We start from the raw sequence: 26297 nt of genomic DNA, 5'->3' as shown, positions 1-26297 counted from the left end.
GTCTTTTTATTGTTCTTTGGTTAATGAAAAACGGAAATCATTGTATTTGGTGTAGTCAAATTCTGTATTGATAGGCGCTGTGAAAACAATCGGGGTATAATGGCCTTCTTCTAAGACAAAACCTGGCTCCAGTCGGAAGTTGGCTACACCTAACCCTGTGATCCCTGGAAGCAAGGCATCAGCTCCATCCAATCCTTCTGACTCCCAATAGTAGATATTGCCTGTTGCTTTTACTGCTCTTGCTGTATAGGTCGCTGTCCGAGTCGGTTCGCTATCATTTTTGAAGCTAACCACTGTTGTCACATCTCCATTGGCATCCACTGTCATTTTAATCGCATCCGCTTGTGGACTAGATCCTACCCAAGTTCCCACCAATTCTGCAGGGACAGGAGCTTGCATCGTAGTAGACGCATTCTCTGTCTTACCAGAGTCTTTTGAAGCTGTCGCGCTACTTGCTTGAGTCGAAGAGCTAGCTGTATCGTTTGCCTGAGAGGAAGATGCCGCACTCTTTTTGCTATTACTTTTGGCTTTTTTCTCTACCTTGCTGGTAGATGCTTTTTCGGATGAGGAAGCTGTTTTTTTATCCCTTGCACCACAACCACCGAGAGCTAGACCAAGTGAAGCAGCCACCAGAACAGCGGCACTCCAACGGAAGATTGATTTTTTCATAAGATCACCTCTTTATCTTTCTGACTTCCATTATACTCCGATTATTACAAAAATCAAGTTTATTTGTAACAATTGTAATTTTTTTGTAACATATTTTTCCATTTAAAATGCCAATCGTAATAGGGCGATCAAGACAATCCCAAACAAAACGGTTCCCATAAGGTTTTTGTAACGAAAGGCTACAAAGAGACTGGGAATGGTCACTACTAGGTCCAACCAGTGGAGCTGCGGGAGACTTCCAATTTTTCCATCTACTAAGCTTGACAAAACCAAGGCAAAGATAATGGAAATGGGCAAGTATTTGAGAAAGCGGGTTACAGGAGCCGGCAGTCCCTTGTATTTGACCAAGAGGAAGGGCAAGATCCGAGGAATCCAGGTAACGAGGGCTGAGGCCAGAATGGCCATGAAGATATAACTATTCACGCGCATCACAGACCACCCCCACAAAACAGCCGATCAAGGTCGCAGCTAGCACAGCTAGCGGTTGCGAAACAAAAAAGAGTAAGAGAAAGAAACTCACTGCTACTGCTAACAGCACCATGAGCATGGTCTTGGTCTTTTCTGTCAGTTGCATTCCTTGAAACTGGGCTGCAAAAATCCCAATAAACATAGCCACCAAAGCAAAATCAAGCCCAAAAGCCTTTGGATCAGGTAGGAGAGATCCCAGAGCTGTTCCGATAACCGTCGCACTGATCCAGGCCACATAGCCTACTAGATTATTCCCATGCATCCAAGGGACTGTAATGGTATCCGTCTTTAACTTCTCGCTCAAGTAGACCCCATAACTCTCATCAGTCAGGAGGCTTCCAATCCCGATGGTATGAGCGAGACTAGCATCCTTAAAGTCAGACGACGTATGCAGACTCATCAACATATTACGGAGATTGATCAAACACACCGTCAAGGCCATATTCAATATAGAAGAATGAGCCGCAATCAGAGAGATCATCGCAAACTGGGCCGCCCCAGCATAGACCAAGATACTCATCAAGGCCATCTCCAAAGGAGAAAGATAGGGAGACGCCACCACACCGCAAGCCAGGCCAATACTGATATAGCCCAAAGCCGTCGGTAGCGCGTCCCTCACCCCCTGCCAAAAATCTTTTTCCACTCTCTCACTCCTTTCTGAATCATTGACCTCTATTATAACACAAGAAAAAAGGTTGAAAAAGGACCAATGAGAGACTCAATCCATTTCTACTGCCCTTATATTTTAAAATCTTAATTAGCCTTCCAATCGTATATTATAGATAAAATTGTAAGGGTTACAAAAACGATCATAAAAATGATGTAGAGAATAAGAAAGAAAAGAGCCAACCTTTTATACAGTTTATCTTTATTACAAAAACGTTCAACATAAGACTCTTTTGGATTTTGAGGATTATACCAGACGGTCATAGTAGATCCTTTGGGAAAGGCTTCTTCTAAAACGTTTGTATAGGAGACCATTGAGTTTCTAGAAATCACTAAATTTTCACTTAAAAGATCCGGTGTATCAGCTACAGCCTTCCGACTCATCCAAGGGGCCGATTTCACCACGGTCCAACGATATTCCAGTTGTCTCTTATATGCCATTCCATCAACAATGTATTCGACAATTGGTGGATTTACCTGTTGTGCATATGCATACCCAACAACAATACCATCAAGCCGTTCTGTTGCTAGATTTTTCCTTCTTGCAAAACTCTTAGAAATGCAGGAGTAGATGAAAAAAACAGTTAGGAAAAAGATAGACCCGCCCCCTATTGCAAAAAGAAATATAATATATACTGGCATTTTTCTACCTCCTATTTTTAAGAATATTAAAAGCTATCAAATCTTTCTTACTCACCATTTTCCACTTCTTGAGATATGATCTCTATCATATCAGGCCATTTAGATAATTGGTAATCAAATTTAAACATAAAAATCACTGAAAAACTAATGAGCAAAAAGAGTGCTGCAATGGTTTCATTTCCGATGACAAACAAAAGAATAGCGGCTACAGTTAGGAACCTAAAAAGATTGACAAGAAATGTAAAGTACACCTTCCGTCTCTTTAATGCCTTGATTAACTTCTTGCACTGATCCTCATCCAACTTAGATGTCTGTAATTTCAGGCTTGCATGGTAATATCGAATGATCCACGCAGCTAGGAAGTAGGAGATAACACCTAAAATTGGAATCGTTCCAAGTCGTACCAACTGATTGTCAAATATTCCAGCCTCCACTAATCCATCCGAAATTTTGTTAATAATAAATAATGTAATAGGGAGCAGTACATAAGACCAGTAGTTAGGAGAAGATGTCTCTTCTAGTATGATTTTTTCCTCCCAATCAAAATGGTAATTCTTGTTCTCCCATATTCCTAAATTAATCATTGTTTGCATAACAACCTCTTTTTCACTCTCCTTGTATGTTTTCTAAAAATTCTCTCAGTATCAATATGAAAAAGATTTACCGTTATAATACTGTTGAATCTCGTCGAACTGAGAGATTTTCGTATCCTTATTTTCTATACTCAGTTCTTTAGGCAGATAGGCATAATCGTACACAGAGGAACCTAATGTAAGAAATTCTGTTTCTAGATCAATCAGTTCTTTCCCATTCGTAATGGCACCATTCTCAGAATTGATCACTTTATAAGCAAAACCTTCTGGTTTTGAAAAGAGTTTAAATGCAGTCGGATAGGATGCTTTTAAATTGATATTACCTTTGTAAGATTCATCCTTCCAAAAACCATTATAAAAGGGATGAACTCCAGCAGTGTAGCCTTTACGGGTAGAAATTGAGAGATACACTCTATTTTTCTCATTCACGTCTTCTTCCGTTATTTCTTTATCAATTTTAAGGGTTTTAAGATTAAGCAAAAAATAACGTGGCTGAGTTTGCTTCCTAATTTCAATGATAGCGTAGTCCTTCCCATTCATTTTTCGAAGAGTCGGGAAAGGACTATAGAGCTCAAAATCATCATTTTTTACATACTCCACCATCATCTTCCAAAGATCGACTTCCTTTCGTTTCGCCTTACTCCCTGTTAAATCATAGATTTCTAAATGGGCGTATTCATCTGACTTCATTTTTTTCGATGGAATAATATCTCTTACTCTGTTTCTTTTCCTAACCAAATAATTAGAGTTCACCTCAACCCAATCTGATGAATCGGGAGACTGTAAAGATTTCTTCCGTTCTTTTTCATCAAACTTCCATTCGACCAGAAGCCCATTTTTATTATGGATAAATTGAAAGTCTTTAATGTCGGATTTCGCATTATAGACCGAAAATTCGTAGGACTCTTTACTCTTATCACTTTTTTCAATTTTCTTTTGTGATTCGCATCCTGCAACCAGTAGCAAACAGACAACAATGACAAGAATCGTACCAATTCTATATTTAGAGCTCTTCTCTTTCTTCATATCTATTCTCTCCCTCACCATTCTTTTTTTCCTTCTATCATACCGAATTTTCTTTCACCTCGCAAATCCGCTACTAGTTGGTGAGATCCCAGCAAAAAAGCCATTGGAATCGCACATCCAATTGGCTCCTTTTTCTTATTCAATTCCTTCAAAGGCTAGGCTTGGTTTGGCATTGAGGTCCCAGCCTGCGAAGTTTTCTTTGTTCCACTCACTGACACTGGCATAGGCGATCATCCCTGCATTATCCCCGCAGAGGCGCAGAGGCGGAATGATGACCTTAACATCTGTGATCTCAGAAGCCAAGCGTTCGCGAAGACCTTGGTTAGCTGCGACCCCACCAGCAACGACCAGGGTTTTGACCGGATATTTTTCTAAGGCCTTCTTGGTCTTGGCCATGAGAATGTCTAGTACGGCTGCCTGAAAACTTGCAGACAAGTCTGCATTGGAGAGACTTTCTCCTTTTTGCTCGGCATTATGGTGCAGATTGATAAAGGCAGATTTGAGTCCTGAAAAGGAGAATTCCAGATTGTCTTCCTTGATCATGGCCCGAGGGAAATCATAGATATCAGCCCCTTGGTGGGCCAGCTGATCAATCTCACGTCCTGCTGGATAGGTCAAGCCCATCACGCGCCCAACCTTGTCATAAGCCTCTCCGACAGCATCATCACGGGTCTCTCCGACGATCTTATAATCACCCGCTTCACTGACGTAGACTAGTTCTGTATGTCCTCCACTCACCAGCAAGGCCAAAAGCGGAAACTCTAAGGGCTCGACGCTTTGAGCGGCCATCAAATGCCCTGCCATATGATTGACAGGAATCAAAGGAAGTCCATGCGCCCAGGCAAAGGCCTTGGCTGCAGCTAGGCCGACTAAAAGAGCTCCAACTAGGCCTGGACCGTAGGTGACAGCCACAGCTGTGACATCTGCTTCTGTGATACCGGCTTCTTCCAGGGCTTCTTCAATACAAGCGGTGATGACTTCCACATGGTGACGAGAGGCTACCTCAGGCACCACCCCACCAAAACGCTTGTGACTTTCGATTTGACTGGCAATGACATTGGACAAGAGTTGGTCGTCATTTTTCAAGACAGCCACACTGGTCTCATCACAAGATGTCTCAAAAGCCAAAATATATCTATCTTTCATTTGGGTTCCTCTTCATGATCACAGCATCCTCTATGGGATCGTGATAGTAGTTTTTCCTCCGTGCAATTTCTTCAAAATGCATTTTTTTGTATAGGCCTTGGGCCGGTTGATTGGACACGCGCACTTCTAAGAAAATTTCTTTATGGTCCGGCAACTGCGCGAGTAACTGCTGAGCTAGGCCTTGGCCTTGAAAGGCGCGCTTGACCGCAATCTGTAGGACCTCTGCTTCATAGAGAGTCTCTTGAATGGCGACAAATCCAAGGACTTGTCCTTCATCCACAGCTAGGAAATAGGAGGTCGATTCCTGCTCTAAATCGGCTTCAATCTGCTCCAACTTCCAGGGACTCGCTTCATAGACATCTTCCATGACAGCGAGAATGGCAGCCGCATCCTGGCTGCTCCCTTTCTTGATTGTTCCTTTCATCATAGACGCTTGATGTAAGAGGTCGTTGTTTCCGTGTGGTCTTTGAGCCAATTTTCCTCTGCTTCGACCCGTTTGAGATAATGAGGGACAAAATCATGGAGGCTAGCAGTCGCTTGTTTGAGACCGAGACGTCCGATTTTCACTGCATCTGGCAAGGTTTCATAGTAAGTAGCCCTTGGCAGGCTAGAGGCGATCTGCTCCTTAAAGGCCGTGACTTCTCCGACAAAGGTGACCTGCTCACTCGTCGCTGCATGCTCTAGGACTTCCTCAAATGGAAAATACCCTTCTGGTGCGACCAGCTGATCATCTTGGTAAAAACCTGCATAAACGTTGTTCCGACGGGCATCCATGACAGGCACTACCAAACCTTCTAGATCATCTGGCACTAGGGCTAAGAGGCTCGAAACCCCGACCAATTCAATTCCTAAGGTATGAGCCAAGGTCTTTGCGGTTGCGACCGCAATGCGCAGTCCAGTGTAACTCCCAGGACCTTCTGCCACCACGATCCGGTCCAAGTCCTTGGGTGTCAAGTCGATTTGTTGCATCAAAAAATCGATGACCGGCATCAAGGTAATACTATGATTTTTTTTAATGGTTAATGTTGTTTCTGCAAGTAGAGTCTCATCTTCTAAAATCGCTACAGAAAGAGCCTTACTCGAGGTATCAAATGCTAATAATTTCATTTCCTACTCCTCTTGAACTGGATTATATTATACTACAAATTCCCTTCAAATCCCAGCGAAACTCTCCTCTAGAACGCAGGATTTTCCTATCCAAAACCGCTCAAAAGCTTCTCTATTATAGGTCTTTGCCTCTCTGACTTTTCCAGTCTATCTTTTACTTACAGGCGAATTTATGATATAATGATAATTAATTGTATCGAATCAGGTCCACTAGTTGCGAGTAGGAAACTCTAGTGATTGCACTCCTCCGTAGCTAACAAATAGACCGAAATAATGAAAGGAAAATTACTTCATGATTTACAAAGTTTTTTATCAGGAAACAAAAGACCGCAACCCTCGTCGTGAAACAACGCATGCACTTTATCTCGATATTGATGCACCGAATGAACGCGAAGGACGCATCCAAGCTCGTCAATTGGTTGAAGCAAACACAGATTTCAACATTGAATTTATCACACCACTTTCTGAGCAACACCTTGCTTACGAGAAAGAGTCAGGTGCTTTTGAACTAACGGAGTACTAATCCATGGCTTATACCTTAAAACCTGAAGAAGTTGGTGTATTTGCCATTGGTGGACTTGGAGAAATCGGAAAAAATACCTACGGGATCGAATACCAAGATGAAATCATCATTGTCGATGCCGGGATCAAATTTCCAGAAGATGACCTCCTTGGGATCGACTATGTAATCCCGGATTACTCTTATATCGTTGACAATATCGATCGCGTCAAAGCGGTCCTCATTACCCACGGACACGAAGACCACATCGGTGGGATTCCTTTCCTTTTGAAACAAGCCAATGTCCCTATCTATGCTGGACCTTTGGCGCTTGCCTTGATCCGTGGAAAATTAGAAGAGCACGGCCTTCTTCGTGATGCCAAACTCTACGAAATCAACCAAAACACTGAGCTTCAATTTAAAAATCTTAAAGCAACCTTCTTCCGTACGACTCACTCAATTCCAGAACCTTTAGGGATTGTGATTCACACTCCTCAAGGAAAGATTGTTTGTACCGGAGACTTCAAATTTGACTTCACACCTGTTGGGGAACCGGCTGACCTCCATCGTATGGCGGCCCTTGGGGAAGAAGGCGTTCTCTGCCTGCTCTCGGACTCAACCAACGCGGAAGTCCCAACCTTTACCAACTCTGAAAAAGTAGTTGGCCAATCCATCATGAAGATCATCGAAGGGATCCACGGGCGCATCATCTTTGCTTCCTTTGCTTCGAATATCTTCCGTCTCCAACAAGCAGCTGAGGCAGCTGTCAAGACAGGTCGCAAGATCGTCGTCTTTGGACGCTCGATGGAAAAAGCCATCGTCAACGGAATCGAGCTTGGCTACATCAAGGTCCCTGCTGGAACCATTATCGAGCCAAATGAGATCAAAGACTATGCAGCCAATGAAATTCTGATCATGTGTACAGGAAGCCAAGGAGAGCCAATGGCAGCCCTCTCTCGGATTGCCAACGGAACACACCGCCAAGTGCAACTCCAACCAGGAGATACCGTGATCTTCTCTTCTAGTCCAATTCCTGGAAATACAACCAGTGTGAATAAATTGATCAATACGATTTCCGAAGCGGGTGTCGATGTCATTCACGGGAAGATCAACAACATCCATACCTCTGGACACGGGGGGCAACAAGAACAAAAACTCATGCTCCGCTTGATCAAACCAAAATACTTCATGCCTGTCCATGGTGAATACCGGATGCAGAAGATCCACGCAGGACTTGCGCGTGATTGCGGAGTGGAAAAAGACAATATCTTCATCATGAGTAATGGTGATGTCCTCGCTCTTACAGCCAACTCTGCTCGGATCGCAGGAAGCTTCAATGCCCAAGACATCTATGTCGATGGAAATCGTATCGGTGAAATCGGGGCTGCTGTCCTTCGTGACCGGAGAGACCTTTCTGAAGACGGTGTTGTGCTTGCTGTTGCGACTGTTGACTTCAAATCGAAGATGATCCTGGCTGGACCAGACATCTTGAGCCGTGGTTTTATCTACATGCGTGAATCAGGAGATCTGATTCGTGAAAGCCAACGCATCCTCTTCAATGCAATTCGCATCGCCTTGAAGAACAAAGATGCCAATATCCAAACCGTCAATGGTGCGATTGTTAATGCCCTTCGCCCATTCTTATACGAGAGCACGGAACGTGAACCTATCATTATCCCAATGATTCTCACACCAGATGACGAAAATTAAAAAAACAACCAGTTGAGACCACTGTTTCGACTGGTTTTATAGTGACCTTTTGAGGATCAAAAAGAGAGTGGGACAGAAATCGGTAATTCGTTAGAATTCGATTTCGTCGTCCCACCTCCGCACAGTTGAGTAGGGCTGTAAAAGCTGATGAAATCAGCGTAGTAGAGCCCACTCAACCACTGCGTCTTGCTCGACAACCCAAAAATAATTGAGAGGCTAGGACTTTTGTCCTAGCCTCTTTACTCTTGTTTCTTAATAAAGATCTAAATAGTTGTCTACTTCCCATTGGGATACGAAGGTCGCATAGCTTGCCCATTCGATTCGTTTGGCTTCAAGGAAGCTGGTGTAAATGTGTTCACCCAAGGCAGCTTTCACCACTTCGTCTTCTGTCAAGGCTTTCAAAGCATTGTGAAGGGTAGAAGGTAGATCTGTGATTCCAGCTGCTCTACGTTCTTCCGGTGTCATCACATAGATATTTTCTTCGATCGGAGCAGGTGCTTCGATTTTATTTTCAATTCCGTGAAGGCCGACTTCAAGCAAGACTGCCAAGGCTATATAAGGATTGGCCATTGGATCTACGGAACGCAATTCCAAACGAGTTCCCATACCACGTGATGCTGGCACACGTACCAATGGGGAACGGTTGCGTCCTGCCCAAGCGATATAAACAGGTGCTTCATATCCAGGAACCAAACGTTTATAAGAGTTGACGGTTGGGTTGGTCACGGCTGTAAAGTTGTAGGCATGCTTGATCAAACCACCCAAGAAGTGATAAGCAGTTTCTGACAATTGCATTCCACGTGGATCTTCTGGATCAAAGAAGGCATTGTTGCCATCTTGGTCAAAGAGAGACATATTACAGTGCATACCTGATCCGGCAATTCCAAATTTAGGTTTAGCCATAAAGGTTGCGTACAAACCGTGTTTACGAGCGATGGTCTTCACAACGAGTTTAAAGATTTGGATCTTGTCACAAGCGCGAAGAACTTCGTCATACTTAAAGTCGATTTCATGCTGACCAACGGCTACTTCATGGTGGCTGGCTTCTACTTCAAAGCCCATCTTGGTCAAGACATTTACGATTTCGCGACGAGTGTTATCTGCAAGGTCTGTTGGAGCCAAGTCAAAATAGCCACCTTTGTCGTTTACTTCAAGAGTTGGATCTCCATTTTCGTCCAACTTAAAGAGGAAGAATTCTGGTTCTGGACCAAGGTTAAAGGATTTGAATCCAAGTTCTTCCATATGACGAAGGGCACGTTTCAAGTTGCCACGTGGGTCTCCTGCAAATGGTTCCCCTTCTGTCGTATAGACATCACAGATCAAGCCAGCTACGCTACCATTTTCATCTCCCCAAGGGAAGACTGTCCATGTATCCAAATCTGGGTAAAGATACATATCTGACTCGTTGATACGGACAAATCCTTCGATAGAAGAACCATCAAACATGGCTTTGTTTGAAAGAACCTTGTCCAGTTGCTCATCGGTAGCTGGAATTTCGACGTTCTTCATGGTTCCCAAAATATCAGAGAACATCAAGCGAATAAAAGTAACATTTTTTTCTTTTACTTCACGGCGAATATCTGCAGCAGTAATTGACATTTTTGTCTCCTTAAAATAGATTACAAGCTTATGAAATGATCAACGAAATTGACCATATGGCGATGGGGAAGATGTGAAGCGACTTTGCTGAAGAATGTCACGATGAAGAGCCTTACGGATCTCTTCTTGACTGACAACCTTGGTTTGCTCTTGCTCTTTTTCCGCATATTTCTTCTTAATATCCGCAATATTGAAGCCATCTGAGATATAATCTTTGATCTCAAGCAGGCGGTCCATATCGTCCAACGAATACATGCGGCGATTGCCTTCTGTCCGATCAGGAGAAATCAAGCCCTGATCTTCATAATAACGAATCTGGCGAGCTGTCAAGTCGGTCAGCTTCATAACACTTCCAATCGGAAAGACTGCCAGCGAGCGTCGTAATTCCTTTTCCTTCATACCATTCCTCTTTCTATTCTATTATATCGAAAAAAAAATCTATGTCAAGATTAAATGTTATATAATCTTACATAGGTTTTTTGTGTTTCTTGAGAAAATCGCGAATGCGATCCACATCCGAATTGACCAAAATCGCAACGAAAACGCCAATAAAGGTCTCAAATATTCGGGCAAAAACATACAAGAAGGTTTCTCCGTTAGGAATCGAGAGGGTAATGATCAGCATTGCCGAAACTCCTCCGATAATTCCTGCTTTGTTATTCATAGCGACATTTGTCATAATGGTTAACATGGTCGCAATGGGTACAAAAATCAGAGTCACCCAATACGCCCCATGAAAGAGCGTTTTTAAAAGGAAGAACAATACGGCATAAAAACCTCCGATACTGTTACCCATGACACGCGAAGCCCCGAAATGGACACTCTTATCAAAGTCTTCCCTCAAACTAAAAACAGCTGTCAAAGTCCCGATCTGAAGGCCTCGCCAGCCAAATATTCCAAAAATAAGTAGTACAATAAAAACGGCAATCCCTGTTTTAAAGGTTCTCATCCCCAAACGGAATTTGGACCAATCAAATTTGTGTCGTTTAAAGTAATCCATGGTCACCTATCTTTCTATTTCTATTATTCTACCATATTTTCAGAAAGGAGAGAACAGTTATCAATAGAAAGAAAAAAGAGAGTGGGACAGAAATCGGTAATTCGTTAGAATTCGATTTCGTCGTCCCACCTCCGCACAATTGAGTAGGGCTGTAAAAGCTGATGAAATCAGCGTAGTAGAGCCCACCCAACCACTGCGTCTTGCTCGACAATCCAAAAATAATTGAGAGGCTAGGACTTTTGTCCCAGCCTCTTTCATTTTATTTAGATTATTTGTCTGTAAGTGCAGCCAATCCTGGAAGTTCTTTACCTTCAAGAAGTTCCATAGAAGCACCACCACCAGTAGAGATCCATGAGAATTTATCTGCACGTCCAAGGTTGATTGCTGCAGCAGCTGAGTCACCACCACCGATGATTGATTTAACGCCTGGTTGTTTCACGATAGCGTCCATCACACCGATTGTACCAGCTTGGAAGTCAGGGTTTTCAAATACACCCATAGGTCCGTTCCATACAACTGTTTTCGCACCAGTCAATTCTTGGTCGAATTTAGCGATTGATTTAGGACCGATATCCAAACCAAGGAATCCTGGATCTACTGCTTCACCTTCAGTGTCTTTCACTTCAGTGTAGTCAGCAAATGCGTTCGCTTCTTTTGAGTCAACTGGCAAGATCAATTTGCCGTTTGATTTTTCAAGAAGAGCTTTCGCCACATCCAATTTGTCTTCTTCTACAAGTGAGTTACCGATTTCGATACCTTGTGCTTTGTAGAATGTGTAAGTCATCCCACCACCGATAAGAACTTTATCAGCTTTTTCAAGCAAGTTTTCGATAACACCGATCTTGTCAGATACTTTAGATCCACCAAGGATGGCTACGAATGGACGTTCTGGAGCTTCAACTGCTTCTTTGATGTAAGCAATTTCGTTTTCAAGAAGGAATCCAGCAACAGCTTTATCAACGTTTGCAGAGATACCAACGTTAGATGCGTGTGCACGGTGAGCAGTACCAAATGCATCGTTTACGAAAATACCATCTCCAAGTGATGCCCAGTATTTACCAAGTTCAGGATCGTTTTTAGATTCTTTCTTGCCATCAACATCTTCGAAACGAGTGTTTTCAACCAAGAGAACTTGTCCATCTTCAAGAGCGTTAACAGCAGCTTCCAATTCAGCACCACGTGTAACACCTGGGATAAATTTCACTTCTTGACCCAATTTAGCAGCCAAGTCAGCAGCTACAGGAGCAAGTGATTTACCTTCTTTATCTGCTTCTTCTTTTACACGTCCAAGGTGAGAGAAGAGGATTGCACGTCCACCTTGTTCAAGGATGTACTTGATAGTTGGAAGAGCTGCAGTGATACGGTTATCGTTAGTGATCACGCCATCTTTTACAGGAACGTTGAAGTCAACACGAACGAGAACTTTTTTCCCTTTCAAGTCAACGTCTTTAACAGTCAATTTTGCCATTAGATATGACTCCTTCTTTTTTTAATACATGATAATTATATCACAAAAGCTGTAAAAGAGGTAGAAAAATCCAATGCTTTTCCCCTCTAATTGACAGGATCCGAACGACACTTCTAGATACAAGATCAAACCTCTCTGGTTTTCACCAGAGAGGTTTTTTGAGAGTGACTTTTTAAGTGAACGAAAGAATCCTGTAAAAGACTTACTCTTCCTTCTTCTTACCAGCCAAGAGGAAGCCGCCTAAGGCTGCTAGGAGAACAGCTTCAGCTGCAAAGGAAGCTTCTAGGCTTGCCGTATTTGGCAAGTGTTCCGATTGACTTTCTTTGCTGGCATCTTTTGTTCCTTGCTGAACTGTTGGCTGTGAGTTCGCTCCTTGGTGGGCACTTAACAACTGATGGATCTCTTGATCGACCATATCCTTGTGTTCTTCCTCCTGATGACCCGCTTGAGTAGAAGTCGTTGGGGCCAACTGATCCACTTGAGAAGACTCTGTAGGCTTCAATGGATTAGCTGGATCCGAAGTCACTGGGGCAGCTGGTTGGACTGGCTGATTTGGTTGAACTGGTTGAACAGGCTGATCTGGTTTAGCCGGTTCCTCTGGTTGGATCGGTTGGTCTGGTCCTTCCGTTTTGGCTGGCTTATAGACAATCGCATAGTGGGTAAAGTGAGGAGCGGTAAAGATGACCACATCTCCAACTCTCTCAAAGGCCAAGGATTGAGGAGCTTGACCTTCAGGGAAGAAGAGGACTTGCTCCACTTCTTTATCCTTATCCACAGGGATTTTCACAAGGGATGGATGGTGGGTATCAATATCTTGACCGCTGGCATCCACGCCTTCAATATCAAAGACGATTCCTTCTCGACCCTTCAGCTCTTCTTTTTCTGCCTGATTGGCTTCAACTTTTGCGACTTTTAGTCCTTTGACAACGGTTGGCTCTAAGTTGGAGAATTGAACTTCGACTCCAGTCGCAGGGTCTACAAAGACCGCTGGCTTATCTTCTTTCTGGAGCGCAATCAAGGTCTCTAGACCTGTCTTAGCTGTTTCAAGCGCTTCAGGAGTGAGCTCTGAAGAAGCTAGGAGCTCTTTATTTTTCTCAACCAGTGCCTGCAAAGCCTCACCAGAAGGGTGATTTGGCTTGCTTGCTAATAGAGCAGTCGCTTCTGTTGTTAGGGCAGAGAGAGCTTCTTTTTCTTTTGTTAGATTGGCTTGACCATCCAAGGCTTTCAAGAGAGCGGTCAATTGGTTCAACTGCTCATTGACTTGATCTTGTGTGCTGGTATCATGCTCTTTCAAGACTTTTTCAGAAGCAGCCATTCCAGCCAGCAGGGCTTCTTTGACTTCTGGAGTGGCAAATGTAAAGTCTACTTTGGCTTTTGCAGCTTCAGCTTCAGCCAATTTTTGCTTGAGGTATTCATCGTTGAGAGCTGGTTTTGGATTCACGAGGACATCAAAGCTTGTGCTGGCTCCTTTGTAATGGACAGTGATGGTTTGGCGACCTTCCTTAGTCGTATCAAAGCCAGTCACTTCCACACCTTCATCTGTCAAGGCGTGCGTTTCGGTTGTTTCATCATCAAAGACAACTGTAAAGCGTCCGCCATCTTTCTCCAATGCTTCTCCGACAATATATTCCACTTTTGGTTTGTCGGTCAATTCTAGACCAGCAACTGCTTTTTCACCTGCTTCCTCTGCACTGACTACAAAAACAGTGAGAGTCTTATCCAATTTCTGACCAAGGTAAGAAACTTCTAGGTGTTGTTCTCCCAACTTGCTACTATCAAATCCATGAATCTCTACACCTGAGTTGGTGAGGTTGACCAGTTGATCTGCTTGGCCATCTTTATAATGAACACGGAGTGTTGCTCCTTTCAAGGAAAGAGCATCCCCTTCCCGGTAGACCTTCTTGGTCAAACCATCTTCAAATTGAAGTCCCGCAATTTCTTTATCATTCTTTGGAACTTCGATCGCTAGAACATTACTGATATCTTTGCCAGGTTCTTGCGCACGGTAGTAGAGAAGAGATGGGGTTGATTCAAAAGCGAGCGGTTTAAAGATGAGATTTCCAGCTTGATCGGCTGTCATGGTCGCAATTGGACTGGTCGCTTCTTTATCAGCATAAAGAGTCAGTGTAGTATTGGCCGGAACATCTTTGAAGCCGACTTGGACAAAATGATTGCCTAAGTTTTGCGCTGCAGCATGTTTCATTGGGATGTTGACCGTTTCCGTATCCAGACTTTCATACATCTTCCAGTTGTAAATCCGGATGGCTTGCCATGGGGTTCCGTTATCTGCCGTAATGACATGGAGACGCCATTCTTGAGCCTTGATTGGATGGTCGAGTGTAATGTCGGACACATGGGCTTTATTGCCACGAACTTCCTTAGCGAGCTTCCACTCACCCGCTTCATCCTTGTAGTAGAGATCAAAGTCACGGGTATTCATCTTGCCATCGTCGACAGATTCTCCACCCGCACCGGCATGGTCCATGACCCAACGAACAATGGTCCGTGGTTGTGTCAAGCGAATATCGACGGTTCCACTCAATTGAGCAGAAGACCATTTATCTGAAAGACTGGTAATGGTCCCATTTAACATACCTTCAATGCCTTCACTACCATCCGCATCTGGGAAGCTCGAACCGATCACTTTGGCTCCAATGACTACGTTTGGCGCTAAAGCTTTTGGTAGACTGGTATCTGACACGGTCATGCCCCAATCAAAGGCTACAGTTCCCGCATCCGAACGTTGACCATTCTTTCCAACTGCCACAACCTTGAGTTCCTGAGTGGTTCCTTCAGCACTTGCTGAACGGCTAACTTTTGGTAGATAGACGGTTGTCGCAGAAGACCCTGTTAAGAGACGCCAGTTATCGCCATCTTTTTCATAGACTTCATAATAATCCGCATCTGCTACCCCTTTAAAATTGAGGACTGCTTCTGCTTCTTGCGCATTTTGTAGGCGTTTTGCCCGAACGGATACTTCTGCTGGAGTCGCTGGTTTCTCTTGGTTCGACGTAATCGACAATTGGCCGAGATTAAATTTGTAGTCTTTAACATCCGTATCATGGTCAAAGAACATCTTCACAGCATAAATGGTCTTGCCAGCCAAACTTCCCAAATCAAAGGTTTGAGTAGACCAATCTGCACTCGGTGTCAATTCTTTCCATTCGTATTCAGAGTAGTCTTCTTTGGTGGCAACAGCTACCCAGGCAGCTGCTCCGATCCCACCTTTATGACTGACGCTCAATTTTGTCGTTTCTGTCACAGGAATCTTGGTCGAATAGAGCATGACATTTTGACTGCTATTGGCTTTTAAATCTCCTTCAAAGGCTAGAGAATTTCCTCCATTGTAGGCTTGATCAAAATCATAACGACCTTTCAATGGCACACTATCCTCACTATGCTCTACCCACCAACGCCATGTTGGAAGGTAGCCAGAAACAGAACGGTAGTTCCACTCCCCTTCTTTAGAAATCTTGCCATCCACAAACCAGTGTTTTCCGTGTCCAGTATTGAAGGAAGTATTGAAATTTTCACTTGTAATAGGAGTTTTGTCCACTACTAGATTGGACATACCGTACCAAGATTGGTCTGCTGGTTTTCCTTTAGTCGGATCTCCTTGGAAACCTGTCCAGAATAGATCTTCATGGGTATGGTAACCTTCTCCAGTCTTTCCTAGCCCTGTAATGGTATCAGGTGCATAAAGACCAAGAGATAGACGCAACTTGCCATGTTCATCTAAAATGGCATTCCAGTCTACATTAGTCTTATAAGAGCCTCCTTTTTGGAGCTCGAGTCCAGCTAGAACATCATAAGGATTCCGATGAATCCATTTAGCTGTACTGATGGAATAATCCACTTCTGATTTGCCCCAGTTAAAGTTAGCAAAGAAGGTATCAACTGGATTTTCCCCATTTTCTGGCTGCATGAAATTGTAGTTGTATTCTCCCAGCGCATTCTCATGGTAACGGCCATATTCATAGGTCATAGCATCATACCAGGAATACTTAATCGGATAGTTCAGACTTTTCGCATATTCCTTGGTATAAAGAAGAAAATCTCTCAATTTTGGACCCAATGGTTCTACAAGATTTCCGGTTGTTTCTTGGTTGATAAAGTAACCATCAAAGCCATAGTACTTGGCAAGTTCGACTAATTTACGCGCGATCGGGAAGGTCTTAGACCCTTCCCTATCTTCTTTCAAGGTTTCTGCAAAATGTTCTTGATCCTTGATGCTGCTAGACCAGTTATAAAAGAGTGTTCCATAAATAGGAACCCCATTTCGGTGGGCAGCATCGATCACATCTGCTGATGGAACCAGTCCTTCCCAAAAGACCATGGAGTCCAAATATTGCCAGTAATCAAAAGCATAGGCTTTAAACTCTTCCCCGCCGACAGACGCATGATCCTTTGCTTTGGAGTTCATATTTGACAGTGCTTGGATCTTCGCTTCAGGGTTGGCTTGTTCATTAATTTGTTTTCCTTGAAAACGACTCGCAAGTGGGACGCTTGCTCTGTTCATATCGTCATCCACTCGTTTTCCTGGTTCCCACTTCAAGAGATCGTCCCAGGTATCGAACTTAACTTCTTTGGGTCTTAATTGTTTTTCTTCATTGGTTGGTAAATCAGCCACTTTTTCTGCAGCAGCTTTCGGTTTTTCAGTCTCTGAAACAGCTGGATGATCTGTAGTCGTCGAGCTAGCTTCTGTACTTGTAGGACTAGCCTCTGGAGTGACCGCTTCTGTGGCCGGTTTTGCAGGATCAGCCGTAGGAAGTGCCGCATCTGCAGTATAGACGCCAGCTTCTCTCACCAAATGATTGACATCATCGGTCGTTGCTGAAGAGCTTTCCAAGGGTTGTTCACTAGTAGAAACCGTCTCATCTGCAGAGACAGCACCTGTTCCTAAAAATGCTAACCCAATCAATGCGGAACAAACTCCCACACTGAATTTTCGTATACTAAATCGTTCTTTCTTTTCAAATAGATGACCCTTCATCTTGACCTCCTTGTATGGTATTTTTCTTTTTCTTGAGCGATTTCCATTGGCTCCTTTCTCTACGACCTGTAATCGCTTTCATTTTCTTGTATTAGAAATCTCCAATCAAGAATAGGATACCCTAATCTATTTAGCACTGTCAATCTATTTTGGCAATTCCTATAATATGATGAGAAAGCCCTAAAAAAAGTACAAAAAAAGAGGAGGTTTCCCTCCTCTCATCATACACATGAATTATTTAGCAATTTTTGCGAAGTATTCAAGAGTACGAACAAGTTGTGCAGTGTAAGACATTTCGTTGTCATACCATGAAACAACTTTAACCAATTGTTTACCGTCAACGTCAATAACTTTAGTTTGAGTTGCGTCAAACAATGATCCGTAAGACATACCTACAACGTCTGAAGAAACGATTGGATCTTCAGTGTAACCGTATGATTCGTTTGAAGCTGCTTTCATAGCTGCGTTCACTTCATCAACAGTAACGTTCTTGTCAAGAACAACTACCAATTCAGTAACTGATCCAGTTGGAACAGGAACACGTTGTGCAGCTCCGTCCAATTTACCGTTCAATTCAGGGATAACCAAACCGATTGCTTTAGCAGCACCAGTTGAGTTAGGAACGATGTTAGCAGCACCAGCGCGTGCACGACGAAGGTCACCTTTACGGTGTGGACCGTCAAGGATCATTTGGTCACCAGTGTAAGCGTGGATAGTAGTCATCAATCCTTCAACAACACCGAAGTTATCTTGAAGAGCTTTAGCCATTGGAGCCAAGCAGTTTGTAGTACATGAAGCACCTGAGATAACTGTTTCAGTACCATCAAGAATATCGTGGTTAGTGTTAAATACGACTGTTTTAACATCTGATCCACCAGGAGCAGTGATAACAACTTTCTTAGCACCACCAGCATGCAAGTGTTTTTCAGCAGCTGCTTTAGTAGCAAAGAAACCAGTTGCTTCAAGAACGATTTCTACACCGTCGTTAGCCCAGTCGATTTGTTCTGGATCGCGTTCAGCAGAAACTTTAACGAATTTACCGTTAACTTCGAATCCACCTTCTTTAACTTCCACAGTACCGTCGAAACGACCTTGAGTTGTATCGTATTTCAACAAGTGTGCAAGCATAACTGGATCTGTAAGGTCGTTGATGCGTGTAACTTCAACACCTTCTACGTTTTGGATACGACGGAAAGCAAGACGTCCGATACGACCGAAACCGTTAATACCAACTTTAACTACCATTCGTGATTTCCTCCTTATGAAAATCAAAAAAATTTTTTGTGAAAAGAGTAACTTGACACAGCGCCAAACATCTTTTAACAGTCTCTATTATATACTTTATTGCATTAAAAAGCAACTATTTCCCAACGAAAAGCAAGATTTATCATAGATCACCACCTCTTTTATTAAAGTTTTTCACAAAGTCTTGATCGATAGGAAAAGCGCTATTTTACTTGTACTCACTTTTGGAACAAAGAAAAACTCTTCCCAAAGTGGGAAGAGTTTTTAAGCATTGGTAAATTAAGCTTCACCTTTAGCTTTTTTAATGATTTCTTCTTGTACTGATTTTGGTACATCTTCGTAGTGGTCAAATACCATCATGAAAGTACCACGTCCTTGAGTTGCAGAACGAAGGACAGTAGCGTAACCGAACATTTCAGCAAGTGGTACATAAGCACGAACGATTTGGCTTGCACCGTGTGCTTCCATACCATCTACACGTCCACGACGAGCAGTTACGTGACCCATAACATCCCCAAGGTTTTCTTCAGGAACTGTGATGGTTACAAGCATCATTGGTTCAAGGATAGCTGGTTGTGCAGTCTTAGCAGCTTCTTTAAGCGCAAGAGATGCAGCGATCTTGAAGGCAGTTTCAGATGAGTCGACATCGTGGTATGAACCATCGTAAAGCTTAGCTTTCACGTCAACCATTGGGTAACCAGCAAGAACACCGTTTGCCATAGATTCTTGAAGTCCTTTTTCTACTGCAGGGATGAATTCACGTGGAACCACACCACCGACGATAGCATTTTCGAACTCGAATCCTTTACCTTCTTCGTTTGGAGTAAATTCGATCCAAACATCACCAAACTGACCTTTACCACCAGATTGACGTTTGAAGAATCCACGTGCTTGTGTAGAAGCGCGGAATGTTTCACGGTAAGATACTTGAGGAGCACCAACGTTAGCTTCAACCTTGAATTCACGTTTCATACGGTCAACAAGGACATCCAAGTGCAACTCACCCATACCAGAGATAACTGTTTCACCAGTTTCAGGGTTTGTTTCAACGCGGAATGTTGGATCTTCTTCAGCCAATTTTTGAAGGGCGATACCCATCTTGTCTTGGTCTGCTTTAGATTTAGGCTCAACCATCAATTGGATAACTGGTTCTGGAACTTCGATTGATTCAAGGATGATTTTTGCTTTTTCATCTGTCAATGAGTCACCAGTTGTAGTATCTTTCAAACCAACGGCAGCAGCGATATCCCCAGAGTAAACTGTTTCGATTTCTTTACGAGTGTTGGCATGCATTTGAAGGATACGTCCGATACGTTCACGTTTACCTTTAGAAGTGTTCAATACATATGAACCTGAGTTCAAGACACCTGAGTAAACACGGAAGAATGTCAAACGACCTACGAATGGGTCAGTCATGATCTTGAAGGCAAGAGCTGCAAATGGCTCTTCATCAGATGCTGGACGTTCTTCTTCTTCGTCTGTATCTGGGTTTACACCCTTGATTGCAGGGATATCAAGTGGGCTTGGAAGGTAGTCAAGGACCGCATCCAACATCAATTGAACCCCTTTGTTCTTGAAGGCAGAACCACAAAGTACTGGGTAGAACTCAACGTTGATTGTAGCTTTACGGATACCAGCTTTCAATTCTTCGTTAGTGATTTCTTCCCCTTCAAGGTATTTCATCATCAAGTCTTCATCAGTTTCAGCAACTGCTTCAACCAATTTTTCACGGTATTCTTGAGCTTGTTCAAGGTATTCAGCTGGAATATCTTCTTCAAGGATATCTGTACCAAGGTCGTTAGTATAGATTTCAGCTTTCATCTTAATCAAGTCAATGATTCCGCGGAAGTCATCTTCAGCACCGATTGGCAATTGAATTGGGTGAGCGTTTGCTTGAAGACGGTCATGAAGTGTGCTTACTGAGTAAAGGAAGTCAGCACCGATTTTATCCATCTTGTTAGCGAATACGATACGTGGAACTCCGTATTCAGTTGCTTGACGCCAAACTGTTTCAGTTTGAGGCTCAACACCTGATTGTGAGTCAAGAACGGTTACAGCACCGTCCAAAACGCGGAGTGAACGTTGAACTTCGATAGTGAAGTCCACGTGTCCTGGTGTGTCGATGATGTTTACACGAGTGTCTTTCCATTGAGCTGTTGTAGCGGCAGATGTGATAGTGATACCACGTTCTTGTTCTTGCTCCATCCAGTCCATTTGTGACGCACCTTCGTGAGTTTCACCGATTTTGTGAATCTTACCAGTGTAGTAAAGGATACGCTCAGTTGTAGTTGTTTTACCAGCATCGACGTGAGCCATGATACCGATATTACGAGTTTTTTCAAGTGAAAATTCGCGTGCCATGAGGTTTGTTTCTCCTATATTTTTTATTTCTATATTCTATTATAACATGATTTAATAAAAACGGATAGGCAGGACCTACCCGTTCTCAGTGTTTTCATGCTAAGTTTTGGTTCCAACTTGTAAGAAGAGTTGAATTGGGTTCAAGAGCTGACGAAGCTTAATTGAACTCGGGCTAAAGTTAGTTAGCCGATTTGAGCCGGAACGGGATGCTGTGTGAAAAAGATAAACTTCCTTGTATTCATCGAATACTGCGTCAGTTTCCTATTTTCACTTTGCATCCTTGCCGTTCCTAGCATCATGATCTTACCAGCGGAAGTGTGCGAATGCACGGTTAGCTTCAGCCATACGGTGAGTATCTTCACGTTTCTTAACAGCTGCACCAGTGTTGTTCGCTGCATCCAAGATTTCTTTTGCAAGACGATCAACCATTGTGTGTTCACCACGTTGACGAGCGATTGTTACCAACCAACGAAGTCCAAGTGTTGTACGACGTTCTGGACGAACTTCAACTGGGACTTGGTAGTTAGAACCACCGACACGGCGAGCACGTACTTCAAGTACAGGCATGATGTTTTCCATAGCTGTTTCGAATACTTCAAGAGCATCGTTTCCAGTAGCTTCTTTAATTTGTTCGAAAGCTCCGTAAACGATTGAAGCAGCTGTACCACGTTTACCATCAAGCATAACGCGGTTGATAAGACGAGTAACTAATTGTGAATTGTAAAGCGGATCTGGCAATACATCGCGTTTAGGCGCACGGTTTTTACGACTCATTTTTCTTTATCCCCTTTCCTTATGCTTTTGGTTTTTTAGTACCGTATTTAGAACGGCCTTGTTTACGATCGTTTACACCTGCAGTATCAAGTGCTCCACGGACGATATGGTAACGTACCCCTGGAAGGTCTTTTACACGTCCACCACGAAGAAGAACCACGCTGTGTTCTTGCAAGTTGTGTCCGATACCTGGGATATAAGCAGTTACTTCGATCAAGTTGCTCAAACGTACACGGGCAAATTTACGAAGGGCAGAGTTAGGTTTTTTAGGTGTCATTGTTCCAACACGAGTTGCAACACCACGTTTTTGTGGTGAAGAAACGTTTGTTTGAACTTTTTTATGACTGTTGTAACCAACGTTCAAAGCTGGTGATTTAGATTTTTCTACTTTTGATTTACGCGGTTTGCGAACCAATTGGTTAATTGTAGGCATCTACATTCTCCTGTGAAATTTTTTATTTTTGGTGATGGTACACTTGGTGACAGCTACCATCTGTGTGTACTTTTGCAACATTTGTCAGCACGTCCCTGTACACTCTTGAGAGACCAAAAGTAAAAAGTACCGTCTATTATTATAACATGACGGCACTTTGATTGCAAGATGTTTTTTTATTTTTTAAAGAAGTCGAAAAAGTTCATTATTGACCAGGTTCAGCAGGTACTTCTGCCCCTGCATCTGCAGCCGGAGCATACTGTTGTTGCTGTTGTGGTTGAACTGTCGCATTGGCTTCAGCTACTCCAGCGTTGGCATTAGCGTCTGTTTGAGTCTGCTGCGTTGCCGCTGTGTCACTCTCATAAGTCAGTCCATAATAGTTAGCGATGTATTGGATACGGGCATCAAGCGATTGCTTTTGAGTCGCATCTTTGACTTTCTTCACAGCAGCTTGGGCAGCGTTCACAGAATCTTGACTTGGGGTTGTTTCCATTTGAACGACTGCTTTTTCAGCAGCTTCTGTATTTTTCTTTTCTTCCTTCTTTTCTTTTTCTTCCTTTGTTTCCTTTTTCACTGGAAGGGAACCTGTTTTTTTAGCAGGTTGAATTTCTGTCGTTACCTGGGCAGCCGTATTCTTTTTAACGGTATACAAACCAGCTACCAATATAAAGGATAGAGACAGAACTGTCACCAAGCGAATCCACAAAGGGCTATTATCAAATCGATCTAAAATTCTTTTCACTTTTTGATCCTCCTTTGCTGCTCTTAATCAAAGATATTCCCAACTTCGACACTCAATTTATTTTCTTTTACATCGATGTTGGTAACGCGCAATAAGGATTTGTGTTCAAAGAATTCACGGTCGGTTGCAGCATTATCCGCAAAGACAGCTACTCCTGCTAATTCAGAATCAAATTCAGACAAGAGGCTGACCATCCCGTTAATCGTTCCGCCACCTTTAAGGAAGTCATCGACAATCAAGACCCGGCTTCCTGCTTTTAGGCTCCGTTTTGAAAGGAACATTTTCTCAATGCGATCCCCACTTGAGCCTGAAACATAGTTGACACTAACGGTTGACCCTTCTGTGATTTTCAAATCACGACGGACAATGACGAATGGAACATTCAAGACATTAGCTACTGCATTGGCTAGTGGAACTCCCTTGGTCGCTACGGTCATGACAGCATCAATCTTCTTATCTCGGAAGGCTTTGGCAATGATGCGTCCGATCCGATTCAAAATCTTCGGATTGCTCAAAAGATCAGACAAGTAAATGTAGCCACCAGGAAGGATACGATCACTTTCAGACAGTTGCTTGCAAAGATCCTCAACGATTTCTTTGGATTCTTGATCTGAGATAGACGGTGTAAAGATCACGCCTCCACCAGCTCCTGTAATGGTCTCAATATTTCCGATTTCCATCTCTTCAAAAGCCCGCTTAATAATCACGATATCTTCTGAGATGGAAGACTTGGCAGACTCATACTTTTCCGCAAACGTATTGAGGCTAGTCAATTCATAGGGATGGTTGATCAAGTAATTAGAAATTACGACCATCCGTTCACTTCTTCTTAATTTCATTTTCTCACCATGTAGTTTTTTCTATCATTATACCATAAGAAGCGAAAAAAACGAACATTCTGATTTACAGAAGGCCGTTTTTTCCTGATTATTTTATTTTTGGCAGAATCATTCCCGTATTTATCTCTGTTTTTACTAGTCGAGATTCGGTTTATAGAAGGAACGATTTTCCATAGCGAAGATTTTATTGGTCATCTCGCCAGGACCAATTAAGCCAAGTGCTGTTGTCATCATCATCATTTCCGCATCCAAATTATCGATCATATGAATAATCTCTGCTTCCATGATTTTTGGACGAACGGGACTACCGTATTCGAGCAAGCCATGGTGACTCAAGATCACATGGCGAAGGACGATCACTTCTTCTTTTTGATCATCAATCTTCAAGTCTTGCAAGACCTTGGTGATTTCTTCATCGATCAGTGCAATGTGGCCGATGAGGTTGCCTCGAACAGTGTATTCTGTATTTTCAGGTCCCGTCAACTCAATCACTTTGGCCAAATCGTGTAACATAATCCCTGCAAAGAGCAAGCTCTTATTCAACTGAGGATAGATATCGCCGATACTATCTGCCAAGCGGACCATGGTCGCTGTATGATAAGCGAGACCTGCTTCAAAGGCATGATGGTTGGTTTTAGCAGCTGGATAGCTATAAAACTCTTTCTCATATTTCCCATAGAGGGCACGGACAATCCGTTGCCAAACTGGATTTTCAATTTTGAAAATCATGTTTGACAGGTATTCATGCAATTCCTTGGGATCTACTGGTGGTTTTTCCTTGAAGTCTGCTGGATTGTTGGGCTCTCCTGCTTGTGGCAAGCGCATATTCAATTGATTAACTTGCGGAGTATTATTGTAGACCTCCCGACGACCAGCCATATGGACCACGCGCCCAGCTGTAAAGCTCTCTACATTGTGAGGTTGGGCATCCCATAGTTTACCTTCGATTGTACCGGTCTCATCCTGGAAGACAAAGGCGAGGTAGTTTTTCCCGGCCCGCGTTTGACGCACTTCTGCTGACTTGATCAAATAGAATCCTTCGAACAATTCATCTTTTTTCATTTGGTTAATTTTGACCATCATCTTCTCCATCTTCTATATATACATCTAGTTCCAGCAGGTCTTCATCGCTTTCGATTTGGCGGAGCGTCCGCTCGATGGCACTGGTCCGTCTGGTTAGCAAATCATCAATATTATTGGAAGCATTCTTTAAATGACGCTGGGTCTTGGCGAGAATCCCTCCAAACTTATGGAATTCTGATTTGACCGATCCCAACACCTTACTAATGTCATCTGCACTCTTTTGGATGTTGAGCGTTTTAAAGCCAACAGACAAGGAGTTCAAAAGGGCAGATAGCGTGCTTGGACCAGCTACTAAAATTTGTTCTTCCCGACGCAAGCGATCGAAGAATTCTGGATTGCGAACGACTTCCGAATAAAGGCCTTCGGTTGGCAAAAAGAGAATTCCAAAATTCGTTGTCGCTGGTGGAAAGAGGTATTTTTGTTGGATATCTTTGGCAAAACGCTTGATACTAGCAAGAAGGGCCTTGCGGTAACGCTCGATCTCCTCTTTCTCTCCTGATTCATAAGCTTCTTCCAGACGATAGTAGTCTTCCAGAGGGAACTTAGAGTCAATTGGTAAATAGACTGGTTCCTCTCCTTGTCCCGGAAGCTTGATAGCGTACTCTACGCGCTCACTGGACTGGGGTACAGTGATAAATTCTCGCTCATACTGGGCTGGTGTCAAGATATCTTCAATGATTTGACCCAGCTGCAATTCGCCCATAATCCCACGGGTCTTGGTATTGGAGAGAACTTTATTAAGGGTTCCGACATCCCGCGCCACCGTCTGCATTTCTCCTAGCCCTTTGTTGACCGACTCCAATTGTTTTGAAACCATCTCAAAGGAGGTCTGTAAGCGGTGCTGCAAGGTTTTCTCCAATTTTTCTTCTACCGTTTGGCGCATCTGTTCTAGCCGCACTTCATTGGACTCTTGGATCTGGCGCATGCGCTCATCTGTTTTGTCCCGATTTTTAGTAAAGTGCTCGTTCATCTCAGCGCGCAGAGCCGTCGTCTGCTGGTGGATCTCCACTCGCATCTCGGTTAAACGATCTGTCAGAGCGATCTCTAACTGCTGATTGGCAATCTGGCTTGCTTGTCTTTCTTTTTCAAAACGATAGTCCAACTGGTCTGTCAAATGATCCTCATGGTCTTCCAGCATCTCTCGTAAAGCCGGTCTGGTATCATCTGACCGTTGCAAGAGATAGATGAGGAGGCCCAGATTGAGCAGGCCAATCAGAAGCAGAATGATATTCAT

General features: G+C 43.2%; 24 protein-coding genes. 2 read left to right on the top strand and 22 right to left on the bottom strand.

Annotated elements, in window-relative coordinates; all coding sequences use genetic code 11:
• Window positions 1-6: 6 nt before the first annotated feature.
• From ABVF55_RS02490 to tsaB, 9 genes are all read right to left on the bottom strand, one after another.
• On the bottom strand, window positions 7-669 hold the full coding sequence (locus ABVF55_RS02490; RefSeq protein ID WP_320909702.1) for a hypothetical protein: 663 nt from the start codon (window positions 667-669) through the stop codon (window positions 7-9).
• Between the two features lie 102 nt (window positions 670-771).
• The gene (locus ABVF55_RS02485; RefSeq protein ID WP_195423533.1) at window positions 772-1098 is read right to left on the bottom strand and encodes an AzlD domain-containing protein; all 327 of its coding nucleotides are present in this window, start codon (window positions 1096-1098) and stop codon (window positions 772-774) included.
• Window positions 1085-1780 carry an AzlC family ABC transporter permease gene (locus ABVF55_RS02480; protein ID WP_049474651.1) on the bottom strand — a complete coding sequence of 232 codons (696 nt, stop codon included), beginning with the start codon at window positions 1778-1780 and terminating at the stop codon, window positions 1085-1087. Before ABVF55_RS02480 ends, ABVF55_RS02485 begins: the two co-directional genes overlap by 14 nt.
• A 110-nt stretch (window positions 1781-1890) precedes the next feature.
• Window positions 1891-2445 carry a DUF3592 domain-containing protein gene (locus ABVF55_RS02475; RefSeq protein WP_214259934.1) on the bottom strand — a complete coding sequence of 185 codons (555 nt, stop codon included), beginning with the start codon at window positions 2443-2445 and terminating at the stop codon, window positions 1891-1893.
• A 47-nt stretch (window positions 2446-2492) separates the two neighbouring features.
• On the bottom strand, window positions 2493-3038 hold the full coding sequence (locus ABVF55_RS02470) for a hypothetical protein (RefSeq protein ID WP_373106025.1): 546 nt from the start codon (window positions 3036-3038) through the stop codon (window positions 2493-2495).
• A gap of 51 nt (window positions 3039-3089) precedes the next feature.
• The gene (locus ABVF55_RS02465; RefSeq protein ID WP_445285460.1) at window positions 3090-4064 is read right to left on the bottom strand and encodes a hypothetical protein; all 975 of its coding nucleotides are present in this window, start codon (window positions 4062-4064) and stop codon (window positions 3090-3092) included.
• Window positions 4065-4199: 135 nt separating this feature from the next.
• Window positions 4200-5210: a tRNA (adenosine(37)-N6)-threonylcarbamoyltransferase complex transferase subunit TsaD gene (tsaD, locus tag ABVF55_RS02460; RefSeq protein ID WP_024054743.1), complete on the bottom strand. Its 1011-nt coding sequence runs from the start codon at window positions 5208-5210 to the stop codon at window positions 4200-4202.
• The gene (gene rimI, locus ABVF55_RS02455) at window positions 5200-5637 is read right to left on the bottom strand and encodes a ribosomal protein S18-alanine N-acetyltransferase (RefSeq protein ID WP_024054742.1); all 438 of its coding nucleotides are present in this window, start codon (window positions 5635-5637) and stop codon (window positions 5200-5202) included. Before rimI ends, tsaD begins: the two co-directional genes overlap by 11 nt.
• Entirely contained in the window at window positions 5634-6317 is a 684-nt protein-coding gene (tsaB, locus tag ABVF55_RS02450) for a tRNA (adenosine(37)-N6)-threonylcarbamoyltransferase complex dimerization subunit type 1 TsaB (RefSeq protein ID WP_024054741.1), read from the bottom strand. The genes rimI and tsaB overlap by 4 nt, the downstream gene beginning before the upstream one ends.
• Before the next feature lie 292 nt (window positions 6318-6609).
• Between tsaB and ABVF55_RS02445 the strand changes: the two genes are divergently transcribed.
• Entirely contained in the window at window positions 6610-6840 is a 231-nt protein-coding gene (locus tag ABVF55_RS02445; protein WP_003008866.1) for a DNA-directed RNA polymerase subunit epsilon, read from the top strand.
• 3 nt (window positions 6841-6843) lie between these two features.
• Window positions 6844-8526, top strand: coding sequence for a ribonuclease J1 (gene rnjA, locus ABVF55_RS02440; protein WP_003008868.1), 1683 nt, complete (start codon window positions 6844-6846; stop codon window positions 8524-8526).
• Between the two features lie 252 nt (window positions 8527-8778).
• Here rnjA and glnA read toward each other — a convergent pair whose 3' ends face one another.
• From glnA to ABVF55_RS02375, 13 genes are all read right to left on the bottom strand, one after another.
• A complete protein-coding gene (glnA, locus tag ABVF55_RS02435; protein WP_445285459.1) occupies window positions 8779-10125 on the bottom strand; it encodes a type I glutamate--ammonia ligase in 1347 nt (448 codons plus the stop codon).
• A 39-nt stretch (window positions 10126-10164) separates the two neighbouring features.
• Complete coding sequence (locus ABVF55_RS02430; RefSeq protein WP_003008872.1) at window positions 10165-10524, bottom strand: MerR family transcriptional regulator; 360 nt, start codon at window positions 10522-10524, stop codon at window positions 10165-10167.
• A gap of 67 nt (window positions 10525-10591) precedes the next feature.
• Window positions 10592-11125: an FUSC family protein gene (locus ABVF55_RS02425; protein WP_003008874.1), complete on the bottom strand. Its 534-nt coding sequence runs from the start codon at window positions 11123-11125 to the stop codon at window positions 10592-10594.
• Between the two features lie 268 nt (window positions 11126-11393).
• On the bottom strand, window positions 11394-12593 hold the full coding sequence (locus tag ABVF55_RS02420) for a phosphoglycerate kinase (RefSeq protein ID WP_003008876.1): 1200 nt from the start codon (window positions 12591-12593) through the stop codon (window positions 11394-11396).
• Window positions 12594-12795: 202 nt separating this feature from the next.
• Window positions 12796-17586 (bottom strand): endo-beta-N-acetylglucosaminidase, encoded by a 4791-nt coding sequence (locus tag ABVF55_RS02415; protein ID WP_445285458.1) that lies wholly within the window; start codon window positions 17584-17586, stop codon window positions 12796-12798.
• A 234-nt stretch (window positions 17587-17820) separates the two neighbouring features.
• Window positions 17821-18831, bottom strand: a complete 1011-nt coding sequence (gap, locus tag ABVF55_RS02410) for a type I glyceraldehyde-3-phosphate dehydrogenase (protein ID WP_003003093.1) — start codon at window positions 18829-18831, stop codon at window positions 17821-17823.
• Between the two features lie 279 nt (window positions 18832-19110).
• Window positions 19111-21192 (bottom strand): elongation factor G, encoded by a 2082-nt coding sequence (gene fusA, locus ABVF55_RS02405; protein WP_003003071.1) that lies wholly within the window; start codon window positions 21190-21192, stop codon window positions 19111-19113.
• Window positions 21193-21495: 303 nt separating this feature from the next.
• The gene (gene rpsG, locus ABVF55_RS02400; RefSeq protein ID WP_003003105.1) at window positions 21496-21966 is read right to left on the bottom strand and encodes a 30S ribosomal protein S7; all 471 of its coding nucleotides are present in this window, start codon (window positions 21964-21966) and stop codon (window positions 21496-21498) included.
• A 19-nt stretch (window positions 21967-21985) separates the two neighbouring features.
• Entirely contained in the window at window positions 21986-22399 is a 414-nt protein-coding gene (gene rpsL, locus ABVF55_RS02395; RefSeq protein ID WP_003003125.1) for a 30S ribosomal protein S12, read from the bottom strand.
• A gap of 205 nt (window positions 22400-22604) precedes the next feature.
• Entirely contained in the window at window positions 22605-23141 is a 537-nt protein-coding gene (locus ABVF55_RS02390) for a hypothetical protein (RefSeq protein ID WP_023919222.1), read from the bottom strand.
• 23 nt (window positions 23142-23164) lie between these two features.
• A complete protein-coding gene (gene purR / locus ABVF55_RS02385; RefSeq protein WP_037599408.1) occupies window positions 23165-23980 on the bottom strand; it encodes a pur operon repressor in 816 nt (271 codons plus the stop codon).
• A gap of 135 nt (window positions 23981-24115) precedes the next feature.
• Window positions 24116-25060: a 3'-5' exoribonuclease YhaM family protein gene (locus ABVF55_RS02380; protein ID WP_150906852.1), complete on the bottom strand. Its 945-nt coding sequence runs from the start codon at window positions 25058-25060 to the stop codon at window positions 24116-24118.
• Window positions 25047-26297, bottom strand: a complete 1251-nt coding sequence (locus tag ABVF55_RS02375) for a DNA recombination protein RmuC (RefSeq protein ID WP_445285457.1) — start codon at window positions 26295-26297, stop codon at window positions 25047-25049. Before ABVF55_RS02375 ends, ABVF55_RS02380 begins: the two co-directional genes overlap by 14 nt.

The sequence above is a fragment of the Streptococcus sp. KHUD_012 genome (assembly GCF_052588255.1).
This window is presented reverse-complemented; position numbering and strand designations above follow the sequence as displayed.

Excerpts from the sequence above, each read along its gene's own strand:
- ABVF55_RS02490 (WP_320909702.1), bottom strand. The coding sequence starts at position 669 with ATGAAAAAATCAATCTTCCGTTGGAGTGCCGCTGTTCTGGTGGCTGCT.
- ABVF55_RS02485 (WP_195423533.1), bottom strand. The coding sequence starts at position 1,098 with ATGCGCGTGAATAGTTATATCTTCATGGCCATTCTGGCCTCAGCCCTC.
- ABVF55_RS02475 (WP_214259934.1), bottom strand. The coding sequence starts at position 2,445 with ATGCCAGTATATATTATATTTCTTTTTGCAATAGGGGGCGGGTCTATC.
- ABVF55_RS02470 (WP_373106025.1), bottom strand. The coding sequence starts at position 3,038 with ATGCAAACAATGATTAATTTAGGAATATGGGAGAACAAGAATTACCAT.
- ABVF55_RS02465 (WP_445285460.1), bottom strand. The coding sequence starts at position 4,064 with ATGAAGAAAGAGAAGAGCTCTAAATATAGAATTGGTACGATTCTTGTC.
- tsaD (WP_024054743.1), bottom strand. The coding sequence starts at position 5,210 with ATGAAAGATAGATATATTTTGGCTTTTGAGACATCTTGTGATGAGACC.
- rimI (WP_024054742.1), bottom strand. The coding sequence starts at position 5,637 with ATGATGAAAGGAACAATCAAGAAAGGGAGCAGCCAGGATGCGGCTGCC.
- tsaB (WP_024054741.1), bottom strand. The coding sequence starts at position 6,317 with ATGAAATTATTAGCATTTGATACCTCGAGTAAGGCTCTTTCTGTAGCG.
- ABVF55_RS02445 (WP_003008866.1), top strand. The coding sequence starts at position 6,610 with ATGATTTACAAAGTTTTTTATCAGGAAACAAAAGACCGCAACCCTCGT.
- rnjA (WP_003008868.1), top strand. The coding sequence starts at position 6,844 with ATGGCTTATACCTTAAAACCTGAAGAAGTTGGTGTATTTGCCATTGGT.
- glnA (WP_445285459.1), bottom strand. The coding sequence starts at position 10,125 with ATGTCAATTACTGCTGCAGATATTCGCCGTGAAGTAAAAGAAAAAAAT.
- ABVF55_RS02430 (WP_003008872.1), bottom strand. The coding sequence starts at position 10,524 with ATGAAGGAAAAGGAATTACGACGCTCGCTGGCAGTCTTTCCGATTGGA.
- ABVF55_RS02425 (WP_003008874.1), bottom strand. The coding sequence starts at position 11,125 with ATGGATTACTTTAAACGACACAAATTTGATTGGTCCAAATTCCGTTTG.
- ABVF55_RS02420 (WP_003008876.1), bottom strand. The coding sequence starts at position 12,593 with ATGGCAAAATTGACTGTTAAAGACGTTGACTTGAAAGGGAAAAAAGTT.
- ABVF55_RS02415 (WP_445285458.1), bottom strand. The coding sequence starts at position 17,586 with ATGAAGGGTCATCTATTTGAAAAGAAAGAACGATTTAGTATACGAAAA.
- gap (WP_003003093.1), bottom strand. The coding sequence starts at position 18,831 with ATGGTAGTTAAAGTTGGTATTAACGGTTTCGGTCGTATCGGACGTCTT.
- fusA (WP_003003071.1), bottom strand. The coding sequence starts at position 21,192 with ATGGCACGCGAATTTTCACTTGAAAAAACTCGTAATATCGGTATCATG.
- rpsG (WP_003003105.1), bottom strand. The coding sequence starts at position 21,966 with ATGAGTCGTAAAAACCGTGCGCCTAAACGCGATGTATTGCCAGATCCG.
- rpsL (WP_003003125.1), bottom strand. The coding sequence starts at position 22,399 with ATGCCTACAATTAACCAATTGGTTCGCAAACCGCGTAAATCAAAAGTA.
- purR (WP_037599408.1), bottom strand. The coding sequence starts at position 23,980 with ATGAAATTAAGAAGAAGTGAACGGATGGTCGTAATTTCTAATTACTTG.
- ABVF55_RS02380 (WP_150906852.1), bottom strand. The coding sequence starts at position 25,060 with ATGGTCAAAATTAACCAAATGAAAAAAGATGAATTGTTCGAAGGATTC.
- ABVF55_RS02375 (WP_445285457.1), bottom strand. The coding sequence starts at position 26,297 with ATGAATATCATTCTGCTTCTGATTGGCCTGCTCAATCTGGGCCTCCTC.